The 24,975-nt window shown below is 69.9% G+C and carries 26 protein-coding genes and 1 pseudogene; 11 read left to right on the top strand and 16 right to left on the bottom strand.

The genetic code is table 11. The annotated features are described in order from the left end of the window. Positions 1-79 precede the first annotated feature (79 nt). A complete protein-coding gene (locus NAF06_RS00505; protein WP_008586105.1) occupies positions 80-1,567 on the top strand; it encodes an aldehyde dehydrogenase family protein in 1,488 nt (495 codons plus the stop codon). Positions 1,568-1,686: 119 nt separating this feature from the next. On the opposite strand, the gene NAF06_RS00500 is transcribed toward NAF06_RS00505, so the two are convergent. The 3 genes from NAF06_RS00500 to NAF06_RS00490 all read right to left on the bottom strand — a co-directional run bounded on the left by NAF06_RS00500 (position 1,687) and on the right by NAF06_RS00490 (position 3,544). Next, positions 1,687-2,325 (bottom strand): NAD(P)-dependent oxidoreductase, encoded by a 639-nt coding sequence (locus NAF06_RS00500; protein WP_008586107.1) that lies wholly within the window; start codon positions 2,323-2,325, stop codon positions 1,687-1,689. Between the two features lie 132 nt (positions 2,326-2,457). Continuing rightward, the gene (gene tenA, locus NAF06_RS00495; RefSeq protein ID WP_008586109.1) at positions 2,458-3,117 is read right to left on the bottom strand and encodes a thiaminase II; all 660 of its coding nucleotides are present in this window, start codon (positions 3,115-3,117) and stop codon (positions 2,458-2,460) included. Positions 3,118-3,268: 151 nt separating this feature from the next. Continuing rightward, positions 3,269-3,544 carry a cytochrome C oxidase subunit IV family protein gene (locus NAF06_RS00490; protein ID WP_008586110.1) on the bottom strand — a complete coding sequence of 92 codons (276 nt, stop codon included), beginning with the start codon at positions 3,542-3,544 and terminating at the stop codon, positions 3,269-3,271. Between the two features lie 198 nt (positions 3,545-3,742). On the opposite strand from NAF06_RS00490, the gene NAF06_RS00485 reads away from it, so the two are divergent. Next, on the top strand, positions 3,743-4,261 hold the full coding sequence (locus NAF06_RS00485; protein ID WP_049908858.1) for a hypothetical protein: 519 nt from the start codon (positions 3,743-3,745) through the stop codon (positions 4,259-4,261). A 60-nt stretch (positions 4,262-4,321) separates the two neighbouring features. Here NAF06_RS00485 and NAF06_RS00480 read toward each other — a convergent pair whose 3' ends face one another. Then, positions 4,322-4,852, bottom strand: coding sequence for a halocyanin domain-containing protein (locus NAF06_RS00480; RefSeq protein ID WP_008586114.1), 531 nt, complete (start codon positions 4,850-4,852; stop codon positions 4,322-4,324). Between the two features lie 159 nt (positions 4,853-5,011). Between NAF06_RS00480 and NAF06_RS00475 the strand changes: the two genes are divergently transcribed. Continuing rightward, the gene (locus tag NAF06_RS00475; protein WP_008586115.1) at positions 5,012-5,602 is read left to right on the top strand and encodes a hypothetical protein; all 591 of its coding nucleotides are present in this window, start codon (positions 5,012-5,014) and stop codon (positions 5,600-5,602) included. Between the two features lie 61 nt (positions 5,603-5,663). Here NAF06_RS00475 and NAF06_RS00470 read toward each other — a convergent pair whose 3' ends face one another. Continuing rightward, positions 5,664-6,812: an acyl-CoA dehydrogenase family protein gene (locus NAF06_RS00470; protein WP_008586116.1), complete on the bottom strand. Its 1,149-nt coding sequence runs from the start codon at positions 6,810-6,812 to the stop codon at positions 5,664-5,666. Positions 6,813-6,932: 120 nt separating this feature from the next. Here NAF06_RS00470 and NAF06_RS00465 point away from each other — a divergent pair, with 120 nt between their 5' ends. Beyond that, positions 6,933-7,730, top strand: coding sequence for an RIO1 family regulatory kinase/ATPase domain-containing protein (locus NAF06_RS00465; RefSeq protein ID WP_008586117.1), 798 nt, complete (start codon positions 6,933-6,935; stop codon positions 7,728-7,730). A 62-nt stretch (positions 7,731-7,792) separates the two neighbouring features. On the opposite strand, the gene NAF06_RS00460 is transcribed toward NAF06_RS00465, so the two are convergent. The 5 genes and pseudogenes from NAF06_RS00460 to NAF06_RS00440 form a co-directional block, all read right to left on the bottom strand. Further along, complete coding sequence (locus NAF06_RS00460) at positions 7,793-8,566, bottom strand: ABC transporter ATP-binding protein (RefSeq protein WP_008586123.1); 774 nt, start codon at positions 8,564-8,566, stop codon at positions 7,793-7,795. Then, entirely contained in the window at positions 8,563-9,342 is a 780-nt protein-coding gene (locus NAF06_RS00455) for an ABC transporter ATP-binding protein (RefSeq protein WP_049908860.1), read from the bottom strand. The genes NAF06_RS00460 and NAF06_RS00455 overlap by 4 nt, the downstream gene beginning before the upstream one ends. Next, entirely contained in the window at positions 9,335-10,516 is a 1,182-nt protein-coding gene (locus NAF06_RS00450; protein WP_008586127.1) for a branched-chain amino acid ABC transporter permease, read from the bottom strand. The genes NAF06_RS00455 and NAF06_RS00450 overlap by 8 nt, the downstream gene beginning before the upstream one ends. Next, positions 10,513-11,472 carry a branched-chain amino acid ABC transporter permease gene (locus tag NAF06_RS00445; RefSeq protein WP_008586129.1) on the bottom strand — a complete coding sequence of 320 codons (960 nt, stop codon included), beginning with the start codon at positions 11,470-11,472 and terminating at the stop codon, positions 10,513-10,515. Before NAF06_RS00445 ends, NAF06_RS00450 begins: the two co-directional genes overlap by 4 nt. A gap of 9 nt (positions 11,473-11,481) precedes the next feature. Then, positions 11,482-12,741 (bottom strand): annotated as a pseudogene (locus NAF06_RS00440) (ABC transporter substrate-binding protein). A gap of 179 nt (positions 12,742-12,920) precedes the next feature. Here NAF06_RS00440 and NAF06_RS00435 point away from each other — a divergent pair. Next, positions 12,921-13,784: a proline dehydrogenase family protein gene (locus NAF06_RS00435; RefSeq protein ID WP_008586132.1), complete on the top strand. Its 864-nt coding sequence runs from the start codon at positions 12,921-12,923 to the stop codon at positions 13,782-13,784. 61 nt (positions 13,785-13,845) lie between these two features. Here the strand turns inward: NAF06_RS00435 and NAF06_RS00430 are convergent, their stop codons facing one another. After that, positions 13,846-14,583: a helix-turn-helix domain-containing protein gene (locus NAF06_RS00430; protein WP_008586134.1), complete on the bottom strand. Its 738-nt coding sequence runs from the start codon at positions 14,581-14,583 to the stop codon at positions 13,846-13,848. A gap of 87 nt (positions 14,584-14,670) precedes the next feature. Here NAF06_RS00430 and NAF06_RS00425 point away from each other — a divergent pair, with 87 nt between their 5' ends. After that, positions 14,671-16,191 (top strand): aldehyde dehydrogenase family protein, encoded by a 1,521-nt coding sequence (locus NAF06_RS00425; protein ID WP_008586137.1) that lies wholly within the window; start codon positions 14,671-14,673, stop codon positions 16,189-16,191. A 27-nt stretch (positions 16,192-16,218) separates the two neighbouring features. On the opposite strand, the gene NAF06_RS00420 is transcribed toward NAF06_RS00425, so the two are convergent. Beyond that, positions 16,219-17,151, bottom strand: coding sequence for a transcriptional regulator TbsP domain-containing protein (locus NAF06_RS00420; RefSeq protein WP_008586139.1), 933 nt, complete (start codon positions 17,149-17,151; stop codon positions 16,219-16,221). Between the two features lie 97 nt (positions 17,152-17,248). Between NAF06_RS00420 and NAF06_RS00415 the strand changes: the two genes are divergently transcribed. Beyond that, positions 17,249-18,046 carry an aldo/keto reductase gene (locus NAF06_RS00415; protein ID WP_008586142.1) on the top strand — a complete coding sequence of 266 codons (798 nt, stop codon included), beginning with the start codon at positions 17,249-17,251 and terminating at the stop codon, positions 18,044-18,046. A gap of 47 nt (positions 18,047-18,093) precedes the next feature. Here the strand turns inward: NAF06_RS00415 and NAF06_RS00410 are convergent, their stop codons facing one another. Continuing rightward, positions 18,094-19,179: a phosphotransferase family protein gene (locus NAF06_RS00410; protein ID WP_008586143.1), complete on the bottom strand. Its 1,086-nt coding sequence runs from the start codon at positions 19,177-19,179 to the stop codon at positions 18,094-18,096. 145 nt (positions 19,180-19,324) lie between these two features. Here NAF06_RS00410 and NAF06_RS00405 point away from each other — a divergent pair, with 145 nt between their 5' ends. The 3 genes from NAF06_RS00405 to NAF06_RS00395 all read left to right on the top strand — a co-directional run bounded on the left by NAF06_RS00405 (position 19,325) and on the right by NAF06_RS00395 (position 21,669). After that, a complete protein-coding gene (locus tag NAF06_RS00405) occupies positions 19,325-21,031 on the top strand; it encodes a hypothetical protein (RefSeq protein ID WP_008586145.1) in 1,707 nt (568 codons plus the stop codon). A 106-nt stretch (positions 21,032-21,137) separates the two neighbouring features. Continuing rightward, a complete protein-coding gene (locus NAF06_RS00400) occupies positions 21,138-21,443 on the top strand; it encodes a hypothetical protein (RefSeq protein WP_239638720.1) in 306 nt (101 codons plus the stop codon). 76 nt (positions 21,444-21,519) lie between these two features. Continuing rightward, positions 21,520-21,669, top strand: a complete 150-nt coding sequence (locus NAF06_RS00395; protein ID WP_008586149.1) for a DUF7557 family protein — start codon at positions 21,520-21,522, stop codon at positions 21,667-21,669. A 40-nt stretch (positions 21,670-21,709) separates the two neighbouring features. Here NAF06_RS00395 and NAF06_RS00390 read toward each other — a convergent pair whose 3' ends face one another. After that, positions 21,710-22,165 (bottom strand): DUF5799 family protein, encoded by a 456-nt coding sequence (locus tag NAF06_RS00390; protein ID WP_049908848.1) that lies wholly within the window; start codon positions 22,163-22,165, stop codon positions 21,710-21,712. A gap of 121 nt (positions 22,166-22,286) precedes the next feature. Between NAF06_RS00390 and NAF06_RS00385 the strand changes: the two genes are divergently transcribed. Beyond that, positions 22,287-22,721: a halocyanin domain-containing protein gene (locus NAF06_RS00385; RefSeq protein ID WP_008586154.1), complete on the top strand. Its 435-nt coding sequence runs from the start codon at positions 22,287-22,289 to the stop codon at positions 22,719-22,721. A gap of 65 nt (positions 22,722-22,786) precedes the next feature. On the opposite strand, the gene NAF06_RS00380 is transcribed toward NAF06_RS00385, so the two are convergent. Both NAF06_RS00380 and NAF06_RS00375 read right to left on the bottom strand, forming a co-directional pair. Continuing rightward, positions 22,787-23,923 (bottom strand): mandelate racemase/muconate lactonizing enzyme family protein, encoded by a 1,137-nt coding sequence (locus NAF06_RS00380; protein WP_008586156.1) that lies wholly within the window; start codon positions 23,921-23,923, stop codon positions 22,787-22,789. Continuing rightward, the gene (locus NAF06_RS00375) at positions 23,920-24,849 is read right to left on the bottom strand and encodes a 1,4-dihydroxy-2-naphthoate polyprenyltransferase (RefSeq protein ID WP_049908849.1); all 930 of its coding nucleotides are present in this window, start codon (positions 24,847-24,849) and stop codon (positions 23,920-23,922) included. The genes NAF06_RS00380 and NAF06_RS00375 overlap by 4 nt, the downstream gene beginning before the upstream one ends. Between the last annotated feature and the right edge of the window lie 126 nt (positions 24,850-24,975).

The following is a 24,975-nucleotide window of genomic DNA, read 5'->3' as shown; positions in this document are numbered from 1 at the left end:
GTCGGTCGATTCCCCCGATCCGGCGGGCATCTCCGCTATCTCTCCCCTTTTTGCTGTTTCTACCGTTCGGTAAAACGCAATGAGTGACCTATCGATCGACGCGGGCTGGGAGGAACTCTACGTCGACGGCGAGTGGCGCGCCAGCGAGAGCGGCGAGACCATCGCCGTCGAGGACCCCTCGACGCGCGAGGCGGTGACCGAGGTGGCCGCGGGCACCGAGGCCGACGTGGACGCGGCCTACGAGGCCGCCGCGGAGGCGCAAGAGTCGTGGGGCGAGCAGCCGCCCGCCCGCCGACAGGCGGTCATCGAGCAGTTCCATCAGGCGCTCGACGCGCACAGCGAGGAGATCATCGAGCTGTTGGAGTACGAGGTCGGCGGCTCGGCGATCATGGGCGAGACGTCGATCCAGATCGCGGCCGACCACGCCGGCGAGGCCGCGACGCTCCCGCGCCGGATGAAAGGCGAGCACGCCGCCTCCAACATTCCCGGCAAGGAGAACCAGCTTCAGGTCGGCCCCAAGGGCGTCGTCACGGTGATCTCGCCGTGGAACTTCCCGCTGAACCTCTCGATGCGGGCGGTCGCGCCCGCCATCGCGGCGGGTAACTCCGTGGTGCTCAAGCCGTCGACGAACTCCCCGATCACCGGCGGGCTGCTGTTCGCGAAGCTGTTCGAGGAGACGGACCTCCCCGAGGGCGTCCTGAACGTCGTCACCGGCCGCGGCTCGGCGATCGGCGACCGCGTCGCGAGCCACCCCGAGAGCGACGTCGTCGCGTTCACCGGCTCGACCGAGATCGGCAAGCGTGTCGCCGGCCTCGCGGGCGAGAACCTCGCCGTCCCGGCGATGGAGCTCGGCGGGAACAACGCCCACGTCGTCACCGCGGACGCCGATCTCGACCGCGCGCTCGACGCCGCCGCGTTCGGCTCCTTCGTCCACCAGGGACAGGTGTGTATCTCGATCAACCGCCACGTCGTCCACGAGGACATCTACGACGAGTACGTCGCGGGGCTCGTCGACCGCGCCGAGTCGCTGCCGACCGGCAGCGTCCACGACCCGGAGACGATCGTCGGGCCGATCATCGACGAGTCGCAGCGCGACGAGATGCTCGGCTACGTCGACGAGACGGTCGAGGCGGGCGCGACCCTCGAAACGGGCGGCCACGCGGTCGACGTCGACGGCGTCGACGACTCGCTCGTCGTCGCGCCGACCGTCCTCTCGGGCGTGACGAACGACATGCCCGCCGCGGCGAACGAGCACTTCGGTCCGATCGCGCCGGTGATCCCGTTCTCCGATGTCGACGAGGCGGTCGAGATCGCCAACGACACCGAGTACGGACTCTCCGGCGCGGTCCACTCCGGCGACCTCGGCACGGCGAAGGAGATCGCCGACCGCATGGAGACCGGCAACGTCCACATCAACGACCAGCCGATCAACGACGAGGCGCACGTCCCGTTCAGCGGGATCGGGGCGTCCGGCGTCGGCCACTACAACAGCGACGCGTTCCTGGAGGAGATCACCGAGACGAAGTGGATCTCGATCCAGCACGAGCCGCGCGAGTACCCGTTCTGAACGGGTAGCGTCGCCGCCGCGGCGCTCCGCGGCGACTGAGTCGGTACGAGCGATTCGGTGCCGATTCGCTGTAGTATTTTCTCGACTGATTTCCGGTAGCCGGTCCGCGGGAACCGACCTCAGTACCCGGTGGCGAGGTAGCTGCCGATCCCGTCGCCCGACTCGAGTTCGTCGACGAGCGCGACGACGAAGTCCTCCATCGAGATGTAGCTGTCGCCGTCCTCGTCGGCCACCAGCTCGCCCTCGGCGGTCCGGTACTCGCCGGTCCGCTCGCCGGGCTCGATGAGCGCGGCCGGCGCGAGGTAGGTCCACCGGAGGTCGTCGGCGGCTTCGAGGATCCCGTACGCGTCGATGGCCGCGCGGGCGACTGGTTCCCACTTGTCGGGGAATTCCTCCGTCTCGACGAGGCGCGTGTCCGGGCCGACGGACAGGCCGCCCGCGCCGCCCGTCCACACGAGCCGGTCGACGCCGGCGCGGCGCAGTCCCTCGATCGTCGCCTCGATCATCTCGGTGAGGACCGCCGGGTCGTCGTCCTCGCCCGGACCGAGCGCGGACGCGACCGCGTCGTGGCCGGCCGCGAGCCGCGCCACCTGATCGGGGTCGGTCGCGTCCCCCGCGACGGCGACGAAGCCGCCGTCGTCGATTCCATCCACGGTTCCGCTCCGCGAGACGCCCGTGACCGAGTGGCCGCGGGAGAGCAGCTCCGTCGCGACTCGCCGTCCGATGCGCCCGCTCGCGCCCAGGAGTAACACGTCCATTTCGGTCCGCCAGTTGGCCGAGCGTCCATTAGGCCCTTCGGCAACCGGCGGTCGCTGCTCCCGCCGCGGGGATCCGGAAGTCGTTGCTCCCGACGAAGGCTCCTGAGGTCCCCCTCCCGTTCGGCGACCGGCTCAGACGGACCACTCCTCTCGGGTGTAACACATCTCCCAGAACGCGTGTTCGAGCCGGGCGCTCCGCAGGAACGCCGCCCGCATGGCGTCGCGCTCGCCGGGGTACGCCTCGCCGTACCGGTCGACGAGGTCGCGCATCCACGCGACCGTCTCGCGAAACTCGTCGCTCGTGTACTTCTCGATGAACGGCGTGTACCGGTGCTCCCCGGTCGCGAGGTCGGCCATGTGGTCGGCGACGTCGAGGTAGCCCTGTCCGCACGGGTAGACGGCGGCCGCGATCTCGGCGATCGACCCCTCGTGGGCCGTCCGCACGAGGAAGTCCGTGTAGGCGGCGCAGGTCGGTGCCTTCTCGACGGCTTCGAGGTCCGCGGGCGAGAGCCCGTACTCGGCCGCGAACGACCGGTGGAGGTCCATCTCGTCCGCGAGGGTGGCGTGCGCGGTCCCCGTCAGCCGCCGCGTCGTCTCCTCGTCGTCCGCCGCCGCCCCCGCGAGCGCGAAGACGCGAGCGTAGTCGAGCAGGTACCGGTAGTCCTGCTTCACCCAGTGGCGGAACGCCCCCTCGTCGAGGCTGCCGTCCGCGAGTTCGACGACGAACGGGTGCTCCCTCTGCGCGTCCCAGATCTCCGATCCGGCGTCGAGGAGTCGGTCGCTGAACGCCATTGACGGCTCATCGTCGCGGAGCGACCGTGATATAACTAACTAATATTATCCACTAATACAACGGCAGCGGGGTGGGAGGGACGTCGAGAGCGACGGCGAAAACGGAGCGGAACGGCGAGGGCGCGTTCGGCGTTCGGAGCGCGGGAGCGGTTTACGAGATGGAGTACGTCGCGGCCGCCATCAGCAGCATGGTGAGCGCAAGCGCCATCCCCATCAGGTAGGTCAGCGAGCGGTTCTCCCACCGGAGGTGCATGAAGTACGCGACGATGAGCAGCGTCTTGACCGTCGCAATCACCAACGTGCCAATGATCGCCTGCGCGTAGGTGAACTCGACGAAAGACGACTCGAAGAGGAGGAAGTTCAGCGTCGCCGCCACGAGGAGGGCGACGTATATCGCCGAGTACAGCTTCACGGAGTCGTGCGCCATCTTGCCTTCTCCTTCGTCCCTGCGCTTAAAGAATTAACCATCCCGGGGCCCCGCGCCGACGGCCGGACCCGGCGCGTCGCCGCCCGGCGGTCCTCCGCGTCGCCGCCCGGCGGTCGCACCGGGATCCGAGTCCCGAAACGCATATGACCGAGACGGCCGGAGGTGCGGGCGGTCGCAGTACACGACCGGTATCCCGCCGTGACTCCGCTCGAACCGACGGACGACCTGCTCGAATCGCTGTACGTCGTCAACAAGGTCGCGAAGCAGTTCGCCGACGAGGCGACCGCCGCCTACGAGCGCGGCGACGTCACCGAGAGCAACGTCCGCTCGGCGCGGAAAGACGCGCTCTACCGGCTCAAGACGGCCGTCCTCTCCCGTATCGTCGCGCACGACGCCGAGCTGGTCACCGGCGAGTACCACGCCATCAACGGCGACGTGTGGCTGTTCCTCACGGTCGGCGACTGGCACTTCCACCAGCCGCCGCGCGCGATCGGCGGCGACCTCACCGACGCGATCGAGATCTCGAACTCCCGGGCGAACCCGCTGGACGCCCCTTACGTCCGCGACGCCAGCGTGGAGCGCTCGGACCGCACGCTCGACGAGGCGCTCACGCGCCTGGCGGACGCCGGCGTCAACGCCAACGACCACCTCGCGCGGCCGACGGTCACGAGCGAGCACGACCGGATCGTCGACGTCCGCTGGTCGTTCCTCCCGTGAGCTCCGTCGTCGTCGGAAAAAGGTCGTAGTCGCGTCCCGAGGCGGCCCGCGCCGAGTCGCTCAGGCCTCGACGACTTCGATCGCGCCGAGCATCCCGTTCGCCGAGTGCGGGGTACACTCGTACAGCTGGGTGCCGGTGTTGTCGAACGACTGCTCGAAGGTGTACCCTTCCTCGCCGATGATTTCACCGTTGTCGAAGTCGGACTCCGAGTCCTCGACCGAGGCCACGTTGTGCCCGCCGCCGTTCCCGGTCCACTCCCAGACGACGGTGGTGCTGGAGTCGATCCGGACCGCCGCCGGCGAGAAGCCGTATCCGACGTCACCCGTGCCGACCTCGATCGTGACCTCGTCCTGCCCGGTGAGGTCCTCGATGGACCCGTCGTACTGGTTGGCGTCGGCGAGGTAGTCGTCGATCTCGCTCGGCACGTCGCCGCCGTCACCGCCGTCAGATCCGTCCATCCCGTCGTCTCCGTCCGAGCCGTCGGACCCGTCGCCGCCGTCGCCGCCGCCGGAACAGCCGGCGAGCGTTCCGATGGTCAACGCGGCTCCGGTTCCGGCGAGATACCGCCGTCTGGACAGTTTGTCAGACATCGTCGATGGTAGGGTCCGAGGCCTTACAAACCCCGTGATGGCTCCCGGTTCGTGGGAACGCGCCGCGACGTGCGGCGGGACCGCCCGGGCCCGCGGCGCACGGCCGGTCGCGCGCCGCCGAGAGCCGGGTTTATCGCCCTCCGCCCCGTCCCGAAACTCATGCGCGAGGACGCGCTGGCGACCCGGCTCGTCGAACACTACGAGGCGACGGTCGACGACCCGGCGATCCGGCTCGAAGAGCCGTACGACGCCGACGGCCGTGAGGGGGTAGTAGACCTCTTCGTCCGGACACGGACGCCCGAGCCGGTCGACCGCGTGGTCGAACTCAAGGCGGACGCGGCGGTCCGCCGCGCCACCGGCGCGAACGAGATCCTTCGCCAGTACCGCCGGATGGAGCGGTACTTCCACGCCGACGACCGCCACGCCCTCCGGCCGAAGCTGGGGCGCAGCGAGCCGGGCGCTCGCTACCTGCTGTGTTTCGCCCCGACGCCGACCTGCGTCCACCACGTCGCCGTCAACCGCACCCTGTACGGCTCCGTCGACCCCGAGTCGCGGGCCGGCGACGTGCCCGCGGTCCGCACCGTCGCGTTCCTCACCGGACTCGACGGCGACCCCGCGGACCTCGGTCTCGTGTCCGTCAACGGCGAGGTCAGGTTCGGGTCGGAGCCCTTCCTCCGGGCGGTGCCCGAGGGATCTCGGCTCGCGGAGAGCCTGCGCGGCGTCGACGACGACCTCGTGGAGTTCCCGTGACGGGCGTCGCGGCGGGGGCGGCGGTGACGCCGCCGCCCGCGCGGACCGCCGCCGAACCCGATTACAGCCCGAGTTCGCGCCCGATGACGACGTGTTGGATCTCGCTCGTCCCCTCGCCGATCTCCATCAGCTTCGCGTCGCGGTAGAAGCGCTGCGGGGCGAAGTCGGTCGTGTAGCCGTAGCCGCCGAGCGTCTGGACGGCCTCCTCGGCGACCTCGCGGGCCGCCTCGCTGGCGTCGAGCTTCGCCAGCGCCGACTCCCTCGTGACCGACTCGCCGGCGTCGTACCTCGTCGCCGCCTTGTGCGTGAGCAGCCGCGCCCGCTCGATCTGGCGGTGCATGTGGACGATCTTGTCGCGGACCGCGTCGAACTTCGCGATCGGTTTCCCGAACTGCTCGCGCTCGCCCGCGTACTCCTCGGCGGCCTCGTAGGCCCCCCGCGCGAGCCCCACGGAGAGCGCGGCGATGGATATCCGGCCGCCGTCGAGCGTCTTCATCGTCTGCGTCCAGCCCTCGCCCTCCTCGCCGAGCAGGCGGTCCGCCGGGAGCCGCACGTCGTCGAAGGCGATCTCGCAGGTCGGCGAGCTGTTGAGCCCCATCTTGTCCCAGACGGTCGTCACCTCGAACCCGTCGTCGTTCTCCGGGTCGACGATGAACGTCGAGATGCCGTCGTAGCCCGCCTCGGGGTCGGTGACCGCCTTGACGAGGATCGAGTTCGCGACGTTCGCGTTCGTGATGAACTGCTTGGTGCCGTTGAGCACGTACTCGCCCGCGTCGGCGTCGTACTCGGCGGTGGTGTCCATGTCGGACGCGTCGGAACCGCTGCCCGGCTCCGTGAGCGCCCACGCTCCGATCCCCTCGCCCTCGGCGAGCGGGCGGAGCCACTCCTCCTTCTGCTCGTTCGTGCCGAACAGGTCGATCGGCTTCGCGCCCAGCGAGGTGTGGGCGGCGTACGAGAGGCCGATCCCGCCCGAAACGCGGCCGAGCTCCTCCGTGATCAGGGCGTACATCAGCTGGTCGCCGCCGAGTCCGCCGTACTCCTCGGAGACCGGGACGCCCATCACGTCGAGGTCGGCGAGGGAGTCGAACACCTCCTCGGGGAACCGGTGTTCGTCCTCTATCTCCTGTGCGATGGGGGCGATCTCGTCCTCGCAGAACTCCCGGACGGTGTCGCGCATCATCCGGTGTTCCGCGGGTACCTCGAAGTCCATGGGCAAGAATTGCGACCCGCGGGCATAAACGATGCGAACGACCGTGAAAGATCGCGTCGCGTCCTGCCGGGCTCGGCCCGCGAGCCGACGACTTATGGGGCGTCGCCGCGTTCCGCCGGTATGGAGTTCCGGCAGCTCGTCCGCGGTCGCGTCGACTGGCCCGACGTCGAGCGGGTCGCGCGCGAGCTGGCGGACCGGTACGACCGCGACGGGATGCGGATCCGGTTCCTCGACGCCGACAACTGGCTGTCGACCCCGATGGTCGTCGACGACGACCTCTTCGTGAAGGTGATCACCCGGCAGAACACGCTCGTCCACGCGCTGTTCACCACCGGGCGGAACCTCGGCGCGTTCTCGGCCGGCACGGAGGGGTTCTTCGAGCGCCACGAGACTCCCTACGAGATGGCGCGTCACGAACTGGAGGCGACCCGCCGGGTCCGCGAGCTGGGAGTCCACGCGCCGGAGCCGGTCGAGGCGTTCGAGGTCGGCGACCTCGGGGTCCTCGTGCTGGAGTACCTCCCCGAGTTCCGAACGCTCGGCGAGCTGGACCGCGAGGCGGTCGCCCGGCTCGCGCCCGACCTGTTCGCGACGCTGCGGACCGTCCACGACGCCGGCCTCGCGCACGGCGACCTCCGCGCGGAGAACGTCCTCGTGGCCGACGGGGAGCTGTACGTCATCGACGCGACCCGCGTGAGCGAGGACGGCCGAGAGGCGGCGCGCGCGTACGACCTCGCGAGCGCGCTCGCGGCGCTCGAACCGCTGATCGGCGCGGCCGCGGCCGTCGACGCCGGGCTGAGCAGTTACGACGTCGACGAGCTGCTCGCGGCGGAGCGGTTCCTCGACTTCGTCGCCATCCGGCCCGACCACGAGTTCGACGGCGCGGAGCTGAAAGGGGAACTGGAGAAGGGAGTGACGTAGCCCCGCGAACCGCGGTCGCGTCGGCGGAACTTCGCGTCCGGGGCCGGCGGTCCGGCGGGGACTCACCCGCCGAGGTACAGCTGCGAGACCTCCTCGTCGTTCAGCAGGTCCTCGGGGGTTCCCTCGAACCTGACGGTCCCCTGATCGAGGACGTAGCCGCGATCGGAGATGCCTAGCCCCTTCGTCACGTTCTGTTCGACCATCAGGATCGCGGTGTCCATGTCGTTGACGGCCCGAACGTCCTCGAACACGTCGTCGGCGGTGTTCGGCGCGAGCCCCGCGGACGGCTCGTCGATGAGCAGCACGTCCGGCTCCATCACGAGGGCCCTGGCGAACGCCAACACCTGACGCTGCCCGCCCGAGAGCGTGCGGGCCTTCGCGTTCCGCTTCTCCTCGACGATCGGGAACCGGTCGTACAGCTTCGCTATCACCTCGTCGAGGCCGCCGTCGCGGGCGACGCCGCCCATCCGCAGGTTCTCCTCTATCGTCAGCGACCCGAACACGTTGTCGGTCTGGGGGACGTAGCCGATCCCCTCGCGGACGATCTCCTCGGGGGCCATTCCCCCGATGTCGCGGCCGTGGTACTCGACGGTTCCCGTCCACGGAGTCAACATCCCGAACGCCGTCTTGAGGACCGTCGACTTGCCGGCCCCGTTGGGACCGACGAGACAGACGATCTCGCCCGGGTCGAGTCGGACCGAGCAGTCGTCGAGCACCTGTACCTCGCCGTAGCCGCTGTCGACGCCCGACAGCGAGAGGACGGGGTCGGTCCCGCCGCGCGGCCCGTCCGCGGCCCCGGAACGGTCGTTGGCGGCCCCGGTCACGTCGTCGCTCATGCGCCACCTCCGAGGTAGGCGTCGATGACGCGCTGGTCGTTGCGCACCGAGTGCGGCGTCCCCTCGGTCAGGACGGTCCCCTGATCCAAGACGACGATCGGGTCCGCCAGGTCCATCACGAACTCCATGTCGTGTTCGATGAGCAGGAACGTCGTCCCGCGGTCGTTGAGCCGGCGGATCTGCGATTTGAGCTTCTTCGCGAGCGTCGGATTCACCCCCGCGACGGGCTCGTCCAAGAGCAGTACCTCCGGCTCGGCGAGCATGGCCCGCGCGAGTTCGACGAGCTTCATCTGCCCGCCGGAGATATCCGTCGCGGGCTGTTCCGCGAGGTGGTCGATCTCGAACTCCGCCAGTATCCGCTCCGCGTCGGCGAGGTTCTCCGACTCGCTCTCGGCGACCGCTCCCGGCGAGGTGAACAGCCGGACGAACGACTCGCCGGGCTGGTTCCGCGGCCCGACGAGCATGGCCTCGCGGACCGTCATCCCCTCCAGTTTGCGGGGGGTCTGGAACGTCCTGACGAGCCCGCGCTCGGCGACCTCGTACGGCTCCATGCCGGTCACGTCGGTCCCGTTCACCTCGACGGTCCCCCCGTCCGGCTCGTAGAAGCCGGAGATGAGGTTGAAGATGGTCGACTTGCCGGCCCCGTTCGGACCGATGAGGCCGGTGATCGTCCCCCGCTCGACGTCGAAGGTGGCGTGGTCCGTCGCGGTGAGCCCGCCGAACGACTTCTGGAGGTCGTCGACGCGGAGGACGACGTTCTCGGCGGCGTCACTCATCGCCGCCACCTCCCTTGCGTTCGCGGACGCCGCTGTCCGGCGTCTCCGGCGCGCCGCCCCCGTCGACCGCGCTCGGCCAGATGAGATCCCGCTGCGGCGGGAGGATCCCCTGCGGGCGGTAGCGCATCACGGCGACGATCACGACGCCGATCAGCAGCAGTCTGAGCGGCGCGGGGTCGATCGGCAAAGCCACGTCGTTGAGGAACCGCGTCCCCTCGCGGATCGTGACGATGACGATCCCGCCGAACAGCGCCCCGCGGTTGGAGCCGCTGCCGCCCAAGATCACGGCCACCCACGCGTAGAACGTCGTGATGGGGTCGAGGTCGCCCGGTCCGACGTACAGGTTGAGGTGCGTGTAGAACACGCCCGCCAGCGCCATGATCAGGCTGCCGAGGACGAACGACTGCATCTTGAACGAGTAGGTGTTCTTCCCCAGCGCCCGCGCGAGGTCCTCGTCCGAGCGGATCGTCCGCAGCACCCGGCCCCACGGGGAGCGGTGTGCCCGCCGCAGGACGAAGAACGTCGCGCCGGCGAACCCGAGGACCAGCAGGACGTTCAGCGACGCCTGCCAGAACGCCGTTTCGAGGAGTATCGGCGAGCCGGGCACGACCTCCAGCCGCAGTCCCGGCATCGCCTCCGGGAACGTAGAGAGGACGGGCCACCCCTCGAAGAAGCCCGGAATCCCCCGAACACCGGCGCTGCCGTTCGTCAGCCAGCGCTCGTTGAGCACGATCAGGCGGACGACCTCCGCCAGCCCGAGGGAGGCGATGGCGAGGTAGTCGGCCCGGAGCCGGAGCGTCGGGATACCGATGAGCAGCGCCAGCGCGAACGCGACGACGAGCGCGACGACGAGCCCGACGAGCGGGTCGAGCCCGCCCGCGATCGGCGAGCCGCTCGCGGTCATCAGCGCGGAGCCGTACGCGCCGATGCCGAAGAACGCGGCGACGCTGAAGTTGATCAGTCCGGTGAACCCCCACTGGGCGTTCAGTCCGAACGACAGCAGCGCGTACATCCCCGCCAGCCCGACGAGGAACAGGAAGTACGTCGGGCCGAGCGCGCCGGTGAGCAGCGCGGCGAGGAGGAACAGCAGGAACGCGACGCTGACGCCGAGTACCCATCCCTCCGGGCGGGTCAGCTCCGCGAGTGCCGCCCTCGGGGCGTCGAGCGCGCTCATGTCGCGTCCTCCCCGGCGATCCCGTTGGGCCGGATCAACAGGACCAGGACCATGATCACGAACGCGATGGCGTTCGCGTACTCGATGCTGATCAGGCTCCGAACGACTCCCGCGAGCCATCCGGGCCAGATCGGTATCGCTTCGACCACGTTCGAGAAGAACGGCGTCAGTTGGTTTATCATGCCGATGAGGAAGCCGCCCGCCATCGCGCCGTAGACGGAGCCGATGCCGCCGAGGATTACGGCCGCGAAGATCACCAGAAGGAGGTTAAACCCCATCCGCGGCGAGAGCTGGTTGAACAGCCCGAGGAACACGCCGCCGGCACCGGCGAGTCCCGCGCCGATGACCCACGTCCACAGCTTGACCCGCCTCGTTCGGATGCCGCTGACGCGCGCGAGGTCCGGGTTGTCGGCCATCGCGCGCATCTTCCGACCGAGGTCGGTGTACTGTAGCAGGACGTGGAGTCCGACGACGAGCACGACCGCCGAGGCGACGATCGCGACGTCGTGGAGCGTCACCCGGATCCCGTACGGGACCAGCGCCTCGATCGGGCGCAGCGGCTGGATGTCGAACCGGGTGAAGTCGGAGCCGAACCGGATCTGGATCACGGCGCGGTAGATGAACGCGATCCCGATCGAGGTGATCAGCAGGCCGATCGAGTCGACGTCGAGCGGCTCGTAGATGAGCTTCTCGGTGCCGACCGCGACGACCGCCGCGACAGCGATCCCGGCGAGGAGCGCGACGAAGAAGCCGTACGGGAGCCCCAACACCGCGCCGCCGAGCCCGCCGACCGCACCGAACGTCACGAGTGACGTGTACGCGCCGATCGTCATCGTGTCGCCGTGCGCGAAGTTGGCGAAGTCGGCGATGCTGTACACCAGCGACAGCCCGATGCTCCCGAGGACGATGATGCTGCTGAAGACCAGCCCGTTGGCCAGGTATCCGAGAACGGTCATCTGTGGGAATCAGCCTTCGATGAAGTCGATGCCTTCGTACGCGTGGTCCTGGACCTCCAAGACCTGGAGGAAGCCGACCGGGTCACCGTCCTCGTTGAAGTCGATGGGGCCGCTGACCCCCTGGTAGTCGACGTCGTCCGGACCGCCGCCGTCGGCGAGGATCTCGCTCGCGGCCTCGAAGGAGGTCACCGTCTCGCCCTCGGGACCGGAGACGCGCCGGACGGTGTCCTGAAGCGCCGCGCCGGTGAACTCGTCCGCGGCCTGGATCGCGAGCGCGGCGTTGATCACGCAGTCGTACGCGTACGCCGCCCACGAGGTCGGCTGTCGGCCGTACTCCGACTCGAAGTCGGACGCGAACGCCTGGTAGTTCTCCTCCTCGACGGGTGCCGAGGGGGTGACGATCTTCATCTCGTCCATGCTCCCGTCGGGGGTGTTCTCCAGCACGTCGTCTCCGGACACGGAGTCGGCCCCGTAGAACTGCGCCTCGTAACCGGACGAGAACACCTCGTTGACCATCGTCGCGAACTCCGCCTGATAGGTGATGAACAGCTACGCGTCCGCGCCGGAGTTGTTCATCTCGGAGATGACGCCGGAGTACGACTGCTGTTCCTGGTCGTGCGGGCTGTTGTACGCCACCTCGCCGTCGTACGCGCTCACGAAGGCGTCGGTGAGGCTCTGCCCGTAGTCGTTGTTGACGTAGGTGATCGCCACCTCGTCGTAGCCGTCGTCGGCGACGATGTTCGACAGCGCGAGCGACTGGCTGCGCCCAGACGGCGACATCCGGAGCAGTCCCGGGAAGTCCGTGAGGTTGAGCCCGGTGGAGTTCTGGCTCAGCTGGACGACGTCGGTCCCCTCGACGACGCTGTCGTAGATGGCCAGCGAGACGCCCGAACCGACCGCGCCGATGAGGAAGGGGACGCCGTCCTGATTGACGAGCTTCTGTGCGGCCGCGATGCCGCCCTGGTTCGTGCTCTCGGAGTCCTCGACGACGATGTCGAGCTCCCGCCCGTCGATCCCGACCTCGTTGACCCGGCTCAACGCGAGGTTGACGCCGCGCTGGTTGCGCTCGCCGAACGCCGACAGCGAGCCGGTCTGCGAGTCGACCATCCCGATCTCGTACGGGTCGGACGAGTCTCCTCCGTCGCCGCCGTCGCTTCCGTCGCCCTCGTCGGTCGTGCTGAGACAGCCCGACAGGGCGAGGACGCCCGCTCCCCCGGTCAGTTTCAGCAGCGTTCTCCGGTCCGTAACGTCCATGGTATCTCGTGACATATCGCTCGGTAGAGCCCAGTTTGGGAGAGTATCTCAACCCCGACCCGCCCATGGTCGGATCCGACTTTCCTCCGCGGCGGACGCGGCGATATTTTCGTGACTGTGTTCATTTCGGGCAAAATATCCCGGACTAATTGGTCGGGTGCCCATATATACCGATACCGCCCCGCCGTACGCACATGATACCGCCAATCGCGAGCAACTTCGTCGCCGGAGAGACGCCGGAGGCGGCGCTCGCTCACGTCGAGTCGCTCAACGACCGCGGCGTGGCCGGCATCCTGAACCTCTTGGGCGAACACTACGAGGAACGGCCGCCCGCCGACGCCGACGCCGACGCGTACGTCGACCTCGTCGAGCGGATCGCAGAGCGGGAGGTCAACGCCTGCGTCTCGGTGAAGTCGAGCCAGATCGGGCTCGACGTCGGCGACGACGCCTTCGAGGAGAACCTCGCGCGGATCGTCGCGGCGGCGAACGGGACCGCCGAGACCGCGCCCGACGACGCCGACACGTTCGTCTGGATCGACATGGAGGACCACGAGACGACGGACGTCACGCTCGACGCGTTCGAGCGCCACGCCGTCGAGACGGACGGCAACGTCGGCGTCTGCGTACAGGCGAACCTGAAGCGGACGCGCGAGGACCTCGAACGGCTCGCCGGGCTTCCGGGGAAGGTCCGGCTCGTCAAGGGGGCGTACGACGAGCCGGCCGAGCTGTCGTACAAGGAGAAGGCCCGCGTCGACGAGTCGTACCGCGACTGCCTCGCGTACATGTTCGAGGCGTTCGACGACGGGGTCGCCGTCGGGAGCCACGACCCGGCGATGATCGAGTACGCGGGGGAGCTCCACGCCGAACACGGGACGCCCTACGAGGTCCAGATGCTGACCGGGGTCCGCGAGTCGGCGCAGTTCGACCTCGCCGCAGACGGCGTCGACGTGTACCAGTACATCCCGTACGGCTCCAAGTGGTTCTCCTACTTCTACCGGCGGATCCGCGAGCGGAAATCGAACGCGCTGTTCGCGTTGCGAGCGGTCGTGGGACGCTGACACGACCGACCTTTCGATTCGGGGGCGCGGCGGCGAGCACCGCCGAGACGGTCGCGGGCGGTCACGGGTCCAAGAGCTTCGACTCCGCCTTCCGGAGGTGTTCGAGCAGCGTCGTCTTCGAGACGTCCATGTCCTCGGCGAGTTCGCGCGTCGACGCCTCTCGGGGCCACTCGTAGTACCCCGACTCCCGAGCGTGTTCGTACACGTCCCGTTGGGTCGGGGTCAGCGTGTCGAGCCGCTGCTCGCGGGCGGTCCGTCCGGCGTAGCCGGTCGAGGACATCGACTCGACGGAGACCTCCGCTCCGGCGTCCGCCTGTACGGCGTCCAGCGCGTCGCGTATCTCAGTCCGCTCGCCGACGAAACACACCTGCCACTCCTCTCGGCCGTCCTCGATCCTGACCGGCGCGCTGTGGACGAATCCGTGTTCGAGCAGCGTCGGACACACCATGTCCGCCGGGTCGTACTCCAGGAAGAACTCGCGGACGACGTTCCCGGGGGCGTCCCGGGCGCGACCGAACCGCTCTTTCAGTTCGAACAGGTCGCCCGCGCGGTCCGACTCGCGGATCGCGTCCAGCAGCGCCTCGACCCCCTCGTTGGTGTCAGCGAACGCGGTGAACAGCCCGTTCACCGAGTTGGGTGGGGCACCGTCCGCCTTCGGCGTGTTGTAGATGGCGTGAGCCAACACCCCGCCCGAGGTCCGCTCGGTCGCCTCGATCGCCCAGCAGTTCGGATGCCAGAGGTCCAAGGTCAGCCGAGTACCCGACCACTCCCGGTCCTGATCCGCGTCTGAGATCGCCATGAGGGATACAGTTTGGTATCGTGTGACAAAAACGCTTCCGACCATGGTCGGGTGGGTTATTTGGCCGTCCGAAGCGAAACGGCGACTATGGCAGACGCCTACAACCACTACATCGACGGCGAGTGGGTCGACGGCGACGGCTCGGAGACGTTCGAGAGCGAGAACCCGGCGACGGGGGAGTCGCTCGGCGAGTTCCAGCGCGGAACCCCCGACGACGTCGACCGCGCGGTCGCCGCCGCCGACGAGGCGTTCGAGGAGTGGCGAGAGCTCTCCCGGATCCAGCGAGCCGAGTACCTCTGGGACGTGTATCACGAGCTGCGCGAGCGCACGGACGAACTCGGTGCGATCGTCTCGAAGGAGTGCGGCAAGGAGATATCGGAGGGGAAAGCCGACGTGGTCGAGGCCGCGCACATGGTCGAGTGGGCCGCCGGCGACGCCCGCCACCCGAAGGGCGACATCGTCCCCTCGGAGATCCCCTCGAAGGACGCGTACATGCGCCGGAAACCCCGCGGCGTCACCGGCTGTATCACGCCGTGGAACTTCCCGGTCGCGATCCCGTACTGGCACATGGCCATCGCGCTGGTCGAGGGGAACACCGTCGTGTTCAAGCCGGCCGAGCAGACCCCGTGGTGCGCGCAGATCGTCGCGGAGATGTTCGACGACGCGGGGATCCCGGACGGCGTGTTCAACATGGTACAGGGGTTCGGCGACGCGGGCAACGCGATCGTCGAGAACGACGACGTCCCGACCGTCCTCTTCACCGGATCCGCGGAGGTCGGCCACCACATCCAGGACAAGCTCGGCGGCGTCGCCGGCAAGCGGGCGGCCTGCGAGATGGGCGGAAAGAACGCCATCGTCGTCACCGAGGAGGCGGACCTCGATGTCGCGGTCCACTCCGCGGTGATGTCCTCGTTCAAGACGACCGGTCAGCGCTGCGTCTCCGCCGAGCGCCTGATCGTCCACAGCGACGTGTACGACGAGTTCAAATCGCGGTTCGTCGAGGTCGCCGAGTCGGTCGCGGTCGGCGACCCCCTCGACGAGGACACGTTCATGGGGCCGCTCGTGGAGGCGGAGCACCACGAGAAGGTCACCGAGTACAACGAGCTCGCCCGCGAGGAGGGCGTGAACGTCCTCGTCGACCGGACGGAGCTGGACCCGGACGAGATCCCGGACGGCCACGAGGACGGCCACTGGATCGGCCCGTTCGTCTACGAGGCGGACCCCGACGCCGACCTGCGGTGTACCCACGAGGAGGTGTTCGGCCCCCACGTCGCGCTCCTCGAATACGACGGGGACATCGAGCGCGCCGTCGAGATCCAGAACGACGTGGACTACGGGCTGGCGGGCGCGATCATCTCCGAGGACTACCGGCAGATCAACTACTACCGCGACCGCGCCGAACTGGGGCTGGCGTACGGGAACCTCCCGTGTATCGGCGCTGAGGTCCAGCTCCCCTTCGGCGGCGTGAAGAAGTCCGGCAACGGCTACCCCTCGGCCCGCGAGGCGATCGAGGCCGTCACCGACCGCACCGCGTGGACCCTGAACAACTCGAAGGAGATCGAGATGGCACAGGGGCTCTCGGCCGACATCAAGACGAAGAACGACTGACGCTGCGATCCCGGCGGCTCCCCCGGGTCAGTCCGCGACGCCCCGCACCGCCGCGACGGTCTCTTCCGGCCCCTCGGCCGCCGCGAGCGCGCCGCGAGCGACGAGCCGCGTCCGGGGTCGCCCCACCGGCTGCGGCACCGGCTCCGTCTCGACCAGTCCGGCCTCCCGCAGGAGCCGTTTCACCCGCGTGAACGTCGAGGGGCTCCCGAGTCCCGCGTCCTCGCAGGCCCGCCGAAGGGTGCGGTCGAGGACCGCCTCGCGGGCCCCGACCGCGTAGGCGCGGATCCGGGTCTCCTCCGGGGACGGCCCGGCGGTTTCGTCGACGCTCGAATCGTCCGGCACGTCGAGCGCGCGGAGCACCGCGGCCGCGACCGCCCCGTCGCACCGCGACGCGAACCCCTCGTACACCCGGCGTCGGCTCGGGGTTCGGAGCCGATACGGCTCGGCCTCCGCGAACCGCGAGCCGTAGCGTCCGCGGAGCGAGGCGTCGTCGCCGACGCGGTGCCACCGGAACTTCCCCCCGTCGCTCGCGCCGCCGCGATCGCCCTCGATCAGCGCGAATCCGCTCTCCGCTCCCGCCAGCACCGCGTTCGGCTGCGGCGCGTCGAGGACGCGGAGGTCGACCGCGCTGGCGTCGAGGAGCGCCGCGATCCGGCTCGCCGACCGGAACCCCGCGGTCGCGGCGTCGACCGCCGACTCGCCCGCGAGCACCCTCAGCGTGGGACGGTCGTCGGGCGGCGTGTGATCTCCCTCCTCGCTCTCCCCACCCCCCGCACTCTCCTCGCCGGCGAGGTCCGCGAGGTCCGCGACGGTCGGGTCGACGAGCGCCGGCGCGGCCTCCCGATACGCCTCCGCGACGGCGCGGAGCAGCCGCGGCCCGGGGTCGACGAGAAGCGGGTCGGAGAGCTCTCGGAGCGGGAACGCTTCCGGGGGCAGGGGAAGGGAGGGACCGCTGGCCATCGGGCGATCCTACGGGGGCGTCGTGTTAAATCTGTGGAGGCGCGCCCGGCGTGCCGGCTCGCGCGCCTTTTTCACCCCGCGCTCGGAAGCGGAACGCGTGCCACCGCTCGACCTCTCGATCGGGCTCGGAACCTCCGGGCTCGACGACCCCGAGACCTGTACCGACACCGTCGCCGCGGCGTTAGATGCCGGCTACCGCCACGTCGACACCGCGCAGATGTACGACAACGAGGCCGCCGTCGGCAGGGGGATCGCCGAGAGCGACGTCGACCGCGACGACGTCGTCGTCGCCACGAAGGTCCATCCCGAGAACCTCGCGCCAGAGGACGTCCGCGAGACGGCCCGCGAGAGCCTCGACCGGCTCGGACTCGACCGCGTGGACCTCCTGTACGTCCACTGGCCGATCCGGGCGTACGACGCGGCGGCGACGCTGCCGGCGTTCGACGACCTCCGCGACGCGGGGCTCACCGACCACGTCGGCGTCTCGAACTTCACGCCCGACCTCCTGCGAGAGGCCGACGAGATCCTCGACGCGCCGATCGCGGCCCATCAGGTCGAGTGCCACCCGCGGTTCCAACAGCGGGAACTGCGCGACCTCGCCGACGAGTTCGACCACCGGCTCGTCGGCTACTCCCCGCTCGGGCGCGGCGAGATCCTCGACGACTCGGAGGTGGCCGCGATCGCGGAGCGGAACGATCTCTCGCCCGCCGTCCTCGCGCTCGCGTGGGCGCTCGACCGGGGAATCGTCCCCATCCCGAAAGCGCGCGGCGACCACGTGCGGGAGAACCTGCGCGCGGCCGAGGTCGACCTCCCGGCGGCCGCCCTCGACGCCGTCGACGCGCTCGACCCCGGCGAACGGCGGATCGACCCTGACGACGCGGCGTGGAACCGGTGAGGTGCGGCCCCGTCCGCGCCGTCCGCGGCGGCCTCGTCGCCCCGTCCTCAGACCGCGTCGAGCCGTGCCCGTAGCTCGGCGTCCGCGCGCTCGACGAGGTCGTCGACCGGTTCGTCCAGATACGTCGCCCACTGGTCGACGAACAGCGACCGCCCGAGCATCCTGACCGCCTCGTAGACGGGCCGTCGGCGCTCGAACCCCGCGGGCAGCGCGCCGGCCCGCTCGCGGTACCCATCTCGGAGCGCCGCGGCGAACCGCTCCGGCCCGGTCGAGTCGAAGCCGTTGAGCAGTTGATCCTCCGCGCGCACCAGGTCCCGGGCCGGGTCGCCGACGTGCGACAGCTCCCAGTCGATCGGCGAGACGCCCGGCTCGCCGCCGCCGACCGCGTCCGTTGTCACGAAGAGGTTCGGCTTGGTGACGTCGCCGTGGAGCAGCGCCGCCGGCGCGCCGTCGAGCAGGTCGCGGTTCGCGCGGACGCAGTCGGTGACCGCGTCGTAGTGGTCGGCGAGGCGTTCAGAGGTCCCGATCTCGCGAGTCCGGCCGATCGTCGCGAGCAGAACGTCGGTCCACGGCGCGAACTCGATCGCGAGCCCGGTCGGCGGGTCGCCGCCTCCCGCCGCGTCGCCCCCCGCCTCATCGCTTCCGGCCGGGTTGCTCCCGGCCGCGTCGCCATCGGCGGCTGATCCGGTTTCGGTCCCCGCCCCCACGACCTCGCCGTGCCGGGGGAATCGGTGGGCGTGGAGCGCAGCGAGCGCGCCGCCGACGCGGCGGAGGAGGCGTTCGCGCTCGTCGTCGCTCGCGGCCTCGTAGACGGCCAGTAGCTCTCGGCCCCGCGCCGGTGCCGTCGCGAGGTACGCCGGGTCGCCGCCGGGGTCGGCGGCCAGCACGTCGGGGACCGCGAGCGGGCCGTGCGCGTCGACGTACCGGAGCACGGCGCGCTCGCGAGCGATCCGACTGCCGTCGTCCATGAGCGCGACCTTGAGGAACGCCCGGCCGCCGTCCGCGAAGGTCACGCCGACCGTCTCGTTGCTCCCGTTCCACGAGGGACCGACGCCGGTCAGCCGGTCCGGGGTCCGGCCCGGGAACGCCGCGTCGAGGGCCCGCGATATCGGCTCCGAGTCGGCGACATCCATGGGATTCTGTCCGTCTCGCTGGATGTTAAGATTGCTGTCATCGTCTCTCGCTCGTGTGCCGTGAAACCCCGCGACACGCCCCAGTTTCACGGAGTGAGATTTTCATCGACACGCTCATACGTGTCGGGGAACCAGAAATGGTCTAGTGAACGACGGGTCATCTGACGGACGTATCGGGTTCGAGGTCGACGGCGAGACGCTCGCCGTCAGCGACCGCATCGAGGGGACCCGACTCGACCTGCGGGCGGACCGCGAACCGGAGCTCTCCCCGGCGCTCCCCGAGCTGTTCCCGCTCCCGGTCGACCGGGCGGTCAGCTTCGAGGCGGAGTCGGTGTCGGCCTCGGAGTACTCAACCGTGGTCGTACGGCGCGCGAACGGCGACTTCCTCGCGCAGCTCGACGAGCCGTCGGAGTTCCCGCGCGGCGACTACTGCGTCGAGATAAACGGCGTGACGAAGGTGCTGCTGCGGGTCGAGGACGCGGAGATCGATGCCAGTGGGATGGCCGGCCCCGATCCCGTCGAACTCGGATTCGACCGGCCGACGACGGTGACGGTCGGGGGGCGGTCGCTCCACACGCGCCCCGAGGCGACGATCACGGTCCCGGACGACCCGACCGCGTTGACCGAGGCGGTGTCGGTTCTCGGGTCGTCGATCAGCGAGTTCTCGCCGGAGCGGTCGTGGCCGACCCTCCGCGGGTATCCGCCGCGGATCGAGCGCGGCGACGAACTCCACGTCCCCAGCCCGCTGACCGTTCCCGACACGGGCGTCGAGGTCGTGGTCCGGCCGACGTACGCCGACGTCTACCGGCTCTCGACGCTGTCGTACTACCTCGGTGCGCGGATGACCGTCGGGGACGCGCCGGCGATCCGGCTCGAAACCGGATACGAGGAGCGACTTCCGACCGAGGGCGAAGCGCTCGAACGGCGGGTCGAAGAGCTGTTCGGGACGTGGTTCTTCCTCGACACGCTCGCGCGGACCGAGGGGTACGTCCCGTCGGACCGCTACGAGTACGAGCAGGTCGGTCCGAAGCTCCCGTTCTATCCGCCGACCCTCGCGGACCTGTCGATGAGCGAGCGGCTGATGGAGTACTTGGAGGTCGACGCGGAGACGGTCGCACCGTACGTGCCGGCGTGGGCGACCAAGGCCGTCCTGCGACCGACACCTGAGGCGGCCGAACTGCTCCCGCACCTCGCGCACGTCCTCGCGCCGGTGCGGGTCCGCGGAATGGCCGAGCCGTCCTCCCCCGACGCTCCCGTCGCGCTCGCAACGCCACAGCGGATCGACCTCGAATCGCTGACGGCGAACCCGAAGAGCGATGCGGTGCCGACTCCCGGCGCGGATCCGATTCCCCCGAGGATGTCTGTACTCACGCCGGTCTCGTACGAGAACCGCTTGCGGCGTGGCGCATCCCCTCACGGAGACCTCCGCGCGGTCTTCCTCTTTGACTCTGACGAGCGGGCAGAGGCGTTCAGAAACGCCTACACCGACCCCGAGACGCCGGCCGGAATCGAGGAGTGGACGATCCTATCTGCCCCAAGTCCGGACGCCATTTCTGACATTTTTACCGACTCCTCGACAGATATCGTCTACTGTAGTCTCCCAATTGATGACGATGCGGTCGTCTCGGGAGAGGGATGTGTCGAAATTAGCTCGCTCGGCGCGTCGAATGGATCGAGCTCCCCGGCCGTCGTCGTCCTCGAAGGAACGAAAGACGTCAAGACTGGCATCGAGTTGGTCGATGCGGGCGGTCTTACTCGACGACGACCTCCCCTCGAAGTTGATTCGGCAGTTGATCGGACTGCTGTCGGCTGGAGGCTCTATGTCGGTCGCGACGGAGCTCGTAGTTCGTGATAGAGACACACAAACACGATTTGTCGGAGAGCCAGCCGTAGCCGTCTCAAAGGACCGTGGATTTCCGCTACAGCTTATGTCCATTCGTTCTGTCGACGCACAGTCGATGGCGGTCGGGAGACGGTCGTTCACATCTACCGAAGCGATGCTCGGGATGGAGTGCGGGACAGTCGTTGACTTTCTTGACGGACAGAGACGGCTGGCCGGAACTCGTCACGAGGAGCCACGGCCAATCGGTGTTTCGGACGTTCTGGAGCTACACTCGGGGAGTGAAATTCAGATCTGCCTCAACGGTGACCTTGTCCTCAAAAGCGACGAGCTCACCGCCGAGGACATCGAAGAGTCCGCAAAAAAAGCGCTCTCGGAGGCGTCCGAGACGGCCTGGAACGACGACTCGCGGTGCCGGAACTGAACCGGATGTCGCCGACGCCGAGCGCGTCCCCGCGCCCGCCGACATTTTTTATTCCCCCAACGACGAACCGCCGCGTATGCCCCAAGTCCACCTCGACGAGGAGACGGTCGAGCGGCTCGACGCGCTCCGGGTCGACGACGAGGAGTACGACGAGATCGTGAGCGAACTTATCGGCATCTACGAGGCGGAGGAGCTCACGCTGTTCCGCGGCAGCGACATCGAGTGACGGAACGGGTCCGCGGACCGGCCCGTCGCCGGTCGCGACCTCACTCCTGATACGCGACGCGGACCTGCTCCCACTTGCCGACCTCCTCTAGGTGGGCCTGTAGCTCGTCGGCGTACTCCTGTACCAGCCGCTCCGCTGCCTCCAGTTCCTCGTCCGAGGGGCCGCCGCCACCGCCGCCGCCGAGACCGAGCGCGCCCTTGATGGAGTCGACCAGGCCGCCGCCCGACCCCCCGCCCTCCGCGCCGCCGGGGGCACCCCCCATCCCCGCCATCTGCGAGCGGAGGTTCTCCAGTTCGGGCATGATCGCCGGGAGGCTCGACGTGTCCGCCACGACGCGGGCGTCCTCCGGGTCGTCGGCGTTCTCGATCTCGAAGTCGATCGCGGTCATGATGAGGCCCCACTCCTGGCTGGAGAAGCGGGACGCCGCGACCCGGTCGTTGAACTGGTTGTCGACCGTCATCCGCTCGCCGACGATGGCGTCGGTCCACTCGCTCATGCGCCCCCGTTCGACGGTCGCGGTGAAAAGTCCGTCCCCCCGCTCCGACCCGCCGCCGGTCGGTTCTCGCACCGGGGGAGAACGCGGAGGAGTTTAGACGCGGGACGCCCTTCGTTCCGACATGAGAGACAGCAGCCGCCGCGCCCTCCTCGCCGCCGCCGGAACCGCGAGCGCGACCGCCCTCGCGGGCTGTGCCGGCGCGCTCCTCCCCGGGTCGGGAGGGGACGCCGCCGAGTCGTCGGCCGACGATCCGGTCGACCGGACCGGCGAGTCGACCGTCGAAGTCGCCGTCGGCGCGGACGGCGGATTCTCCTACGCGCCCGCACACGTCCGGATAGACGCCGGGACGACCGTCAGGTGGGAGTGGACCGGGAACGGCGGCGGGCACAACGTGTACGCGGTCGACGGGTCGTTCGAGTCCGCGCTCGTCGCCGAGGAGGGTCACACCTACGAACGCGCGTTCGACGCGTCGGGGACGTACGAGTACGTCTGTACGCCCCACCAGACCCGCGGCATGCGCGGCAGCGTCGAGGTCGTCTCGGCGGACGAGGACTGATCTCGACTCCCCCTCGCCACCCCGGTCCCGGGCTGCCGTTTGGCCGAACCCGTCGGCCCCGGCCGCTACGAGCGCCGCAGTTCGTCGAACGCGCCGCCGGCGAGTCCCGGACCGGACGGGACCGGCATCCGCCCGTCCGCGACGGGACACGGGTCCGGCGACAGGTCCTCGTCGAGCAGCGGTCCGGTCGCCAGCCCGCAGGGGGACACGCCCGGGATCGCGGCCGCGACGTGGACCGCGGCGGTGCGCGCGACCACCGCGTCGATCGTGGTGGTGACGACCGGGTCGACCCCGGCAGCCCGCGCCCGGAGCGCGGCCGCGAGCGCCCGGTCGGGTCCGCCCAGCGCCATCGGTTTGAGGACCGCCACGTCGGCGGCGTCGGCGTTCAGGACGGCGTCGATCCCGCGGGCCACGAGCGACTCGTCGACCGCGATCGGGACCCCCGCCCCCCGTCCGGTCTCGCGGAGGCTCGCCAGCCCTTCGAGGTCGTCCGCCGGGAGCGGCTGCTCGGCGTACGCGAGGTCGAACGCGGCCAGCACGTCGAGCGCGCGGCGCGCCGTCTCCCGGTCCCACGCCCCGTTCGCGTCGACGCGAAGCGCGACCCCGTCGCCGACCGCCTCGCGGACCGCGCGGACGCGCTCCACGTCGGCGTCGACGCCGCGGACACCGACCTTCAGTTTGAGGCAGTCGAACCCCTCGGCCGCGGCCCGCTCGGCCTCGGCGGCGGTCTCGGCCGGGTCGGCGTCGCCGACGGTCGCGTTGACCGGGACGGCGTCCGCGGGCGTCGCGTCGACGCCGGCCCCGTCCGCGAGCCGGTCCGCGAGCCGCGCTCCAGACTCCCGGGCCGCGGCGTCGGCGAGCGCGAGAGAGACGCCGTGTCGGGCGGCCGGCGTCGACTCGGGATCGAGGGCGTCGAGCGGGTCGAGCCGATCCGGTCCCGTTCCGTCGCCGTCGGGGTCCGACAGCCCGTCAAGCGCCGCCGCGCAGGCCTCGCGCGACTCCGTCCACCCCGGGAGCGGGGTCGCCTCGCCGAGGCCGGCCGCGGGCGAACCGTCGCGCTCGCGCTCGACGGCGACCACGAACCCGTCTCGGCTGCGGATCTCGCCGTGCGCGGTGCCGAGCGGACGGACCAAGTCGAGTTCGAACGGGCGGTGCCGGACGGCGAGGGACGGACCTCCGCCGCGGGGTCGGTCGTCGGTCACACCGCCAGCCCGACCGCGAACGCGACGGCGTACGCCGCGAGCAGCTTCCCGGTCGATTCGAGCGCGGGGTTGAGCGCCTCGCCGGACGTCTCTGTGAGCACCGTCCGGGCGACCGCCGCCGCCAGCGGGAGAGTGAGGAGGGGGAAAAGCGGCGCGAGGCCGTCGCCGCGCGCGACGAACCAGAGCGGGGCGAGGTAGGCCAACGCGAGCATCGCGAGGTACTCCGCGCGGGCGAACCGGTAGCCGAACCGGACGGCGAGCGTGCGCTTGCCGGTCGAGGCGTCCTCCTCGCGGTCGCGGAGGTTGTTGACGACGAGGATGTTCGTCGAGAGCGCGGCGATCGGGAGGCTGGCGACGACCGCCGCGAGCGCGACGGTTCCGTCCGGGATCCCGAGGGGGAACCACCCGGAGAGGAGCGCCGCGGCCTGGACGTAGTAGGTCCCGGTCACCGCGATCACGCCGAAGAAGACGAACACGAAGACGTCGCCGAGCCCGTGGTAGCCCAGCGGGTAGGGACCGCCGGTGTAGGCGATCCCGGCCGCGACGGAGGCGAGTCCGATCACGACGATCGGGACGCCGCCGACCGCGACGAGGTAGGTGCCGACGCCGATAGCGGCCGCGAAGGTGAGCCACATCGCGCGTTTCACCTCGGACGGCTCGATGAGGCCGCTGGCGACCACGCGGGTGAACCCCTCGCGGTCGTCGGTGTCGGCCCCTTGGATCGCGTCGTAGTAGTCGTTCGCGAAGTTCGTGCCGACCTGGATCAGCGCCGCGCCGACGAGCGCCGCGAGCGCGGGCAGCGGGGCGAACACCCCGGCGTCGAGCGCCAGGCCGACCCCGACGATCACCGGCGCGGCGGCGGCGGGGAGCGTCTGGGGACGGGCGGCGATCACCCACGCCCGACGGCGGGTCACCTCGGTACTCATTGCCACCAATTGGTGCGTGCCATCCCTTAAGCTTACCATCGCGGCGGACCGCGCCCGACTCGGCCCGCCCTTGGGCCCTCCGTGACGCGACCGCGGCGACCGACACATTCGACAGGGTGCGGTCCG

The organism is Halorubrum hochsteinianum (assembly GCF_023702125.1).
Taxonomy (GTDB): domain Archaea; phylum Halobacteriota; class Halobacteria; order Halobacteriales; family Haloferacaceae; genus Halorubrum; species Halorubrum hochsteinianum.
This window is presented reverse-complemented; position numbering and strand designations above follow the sequence as displayed.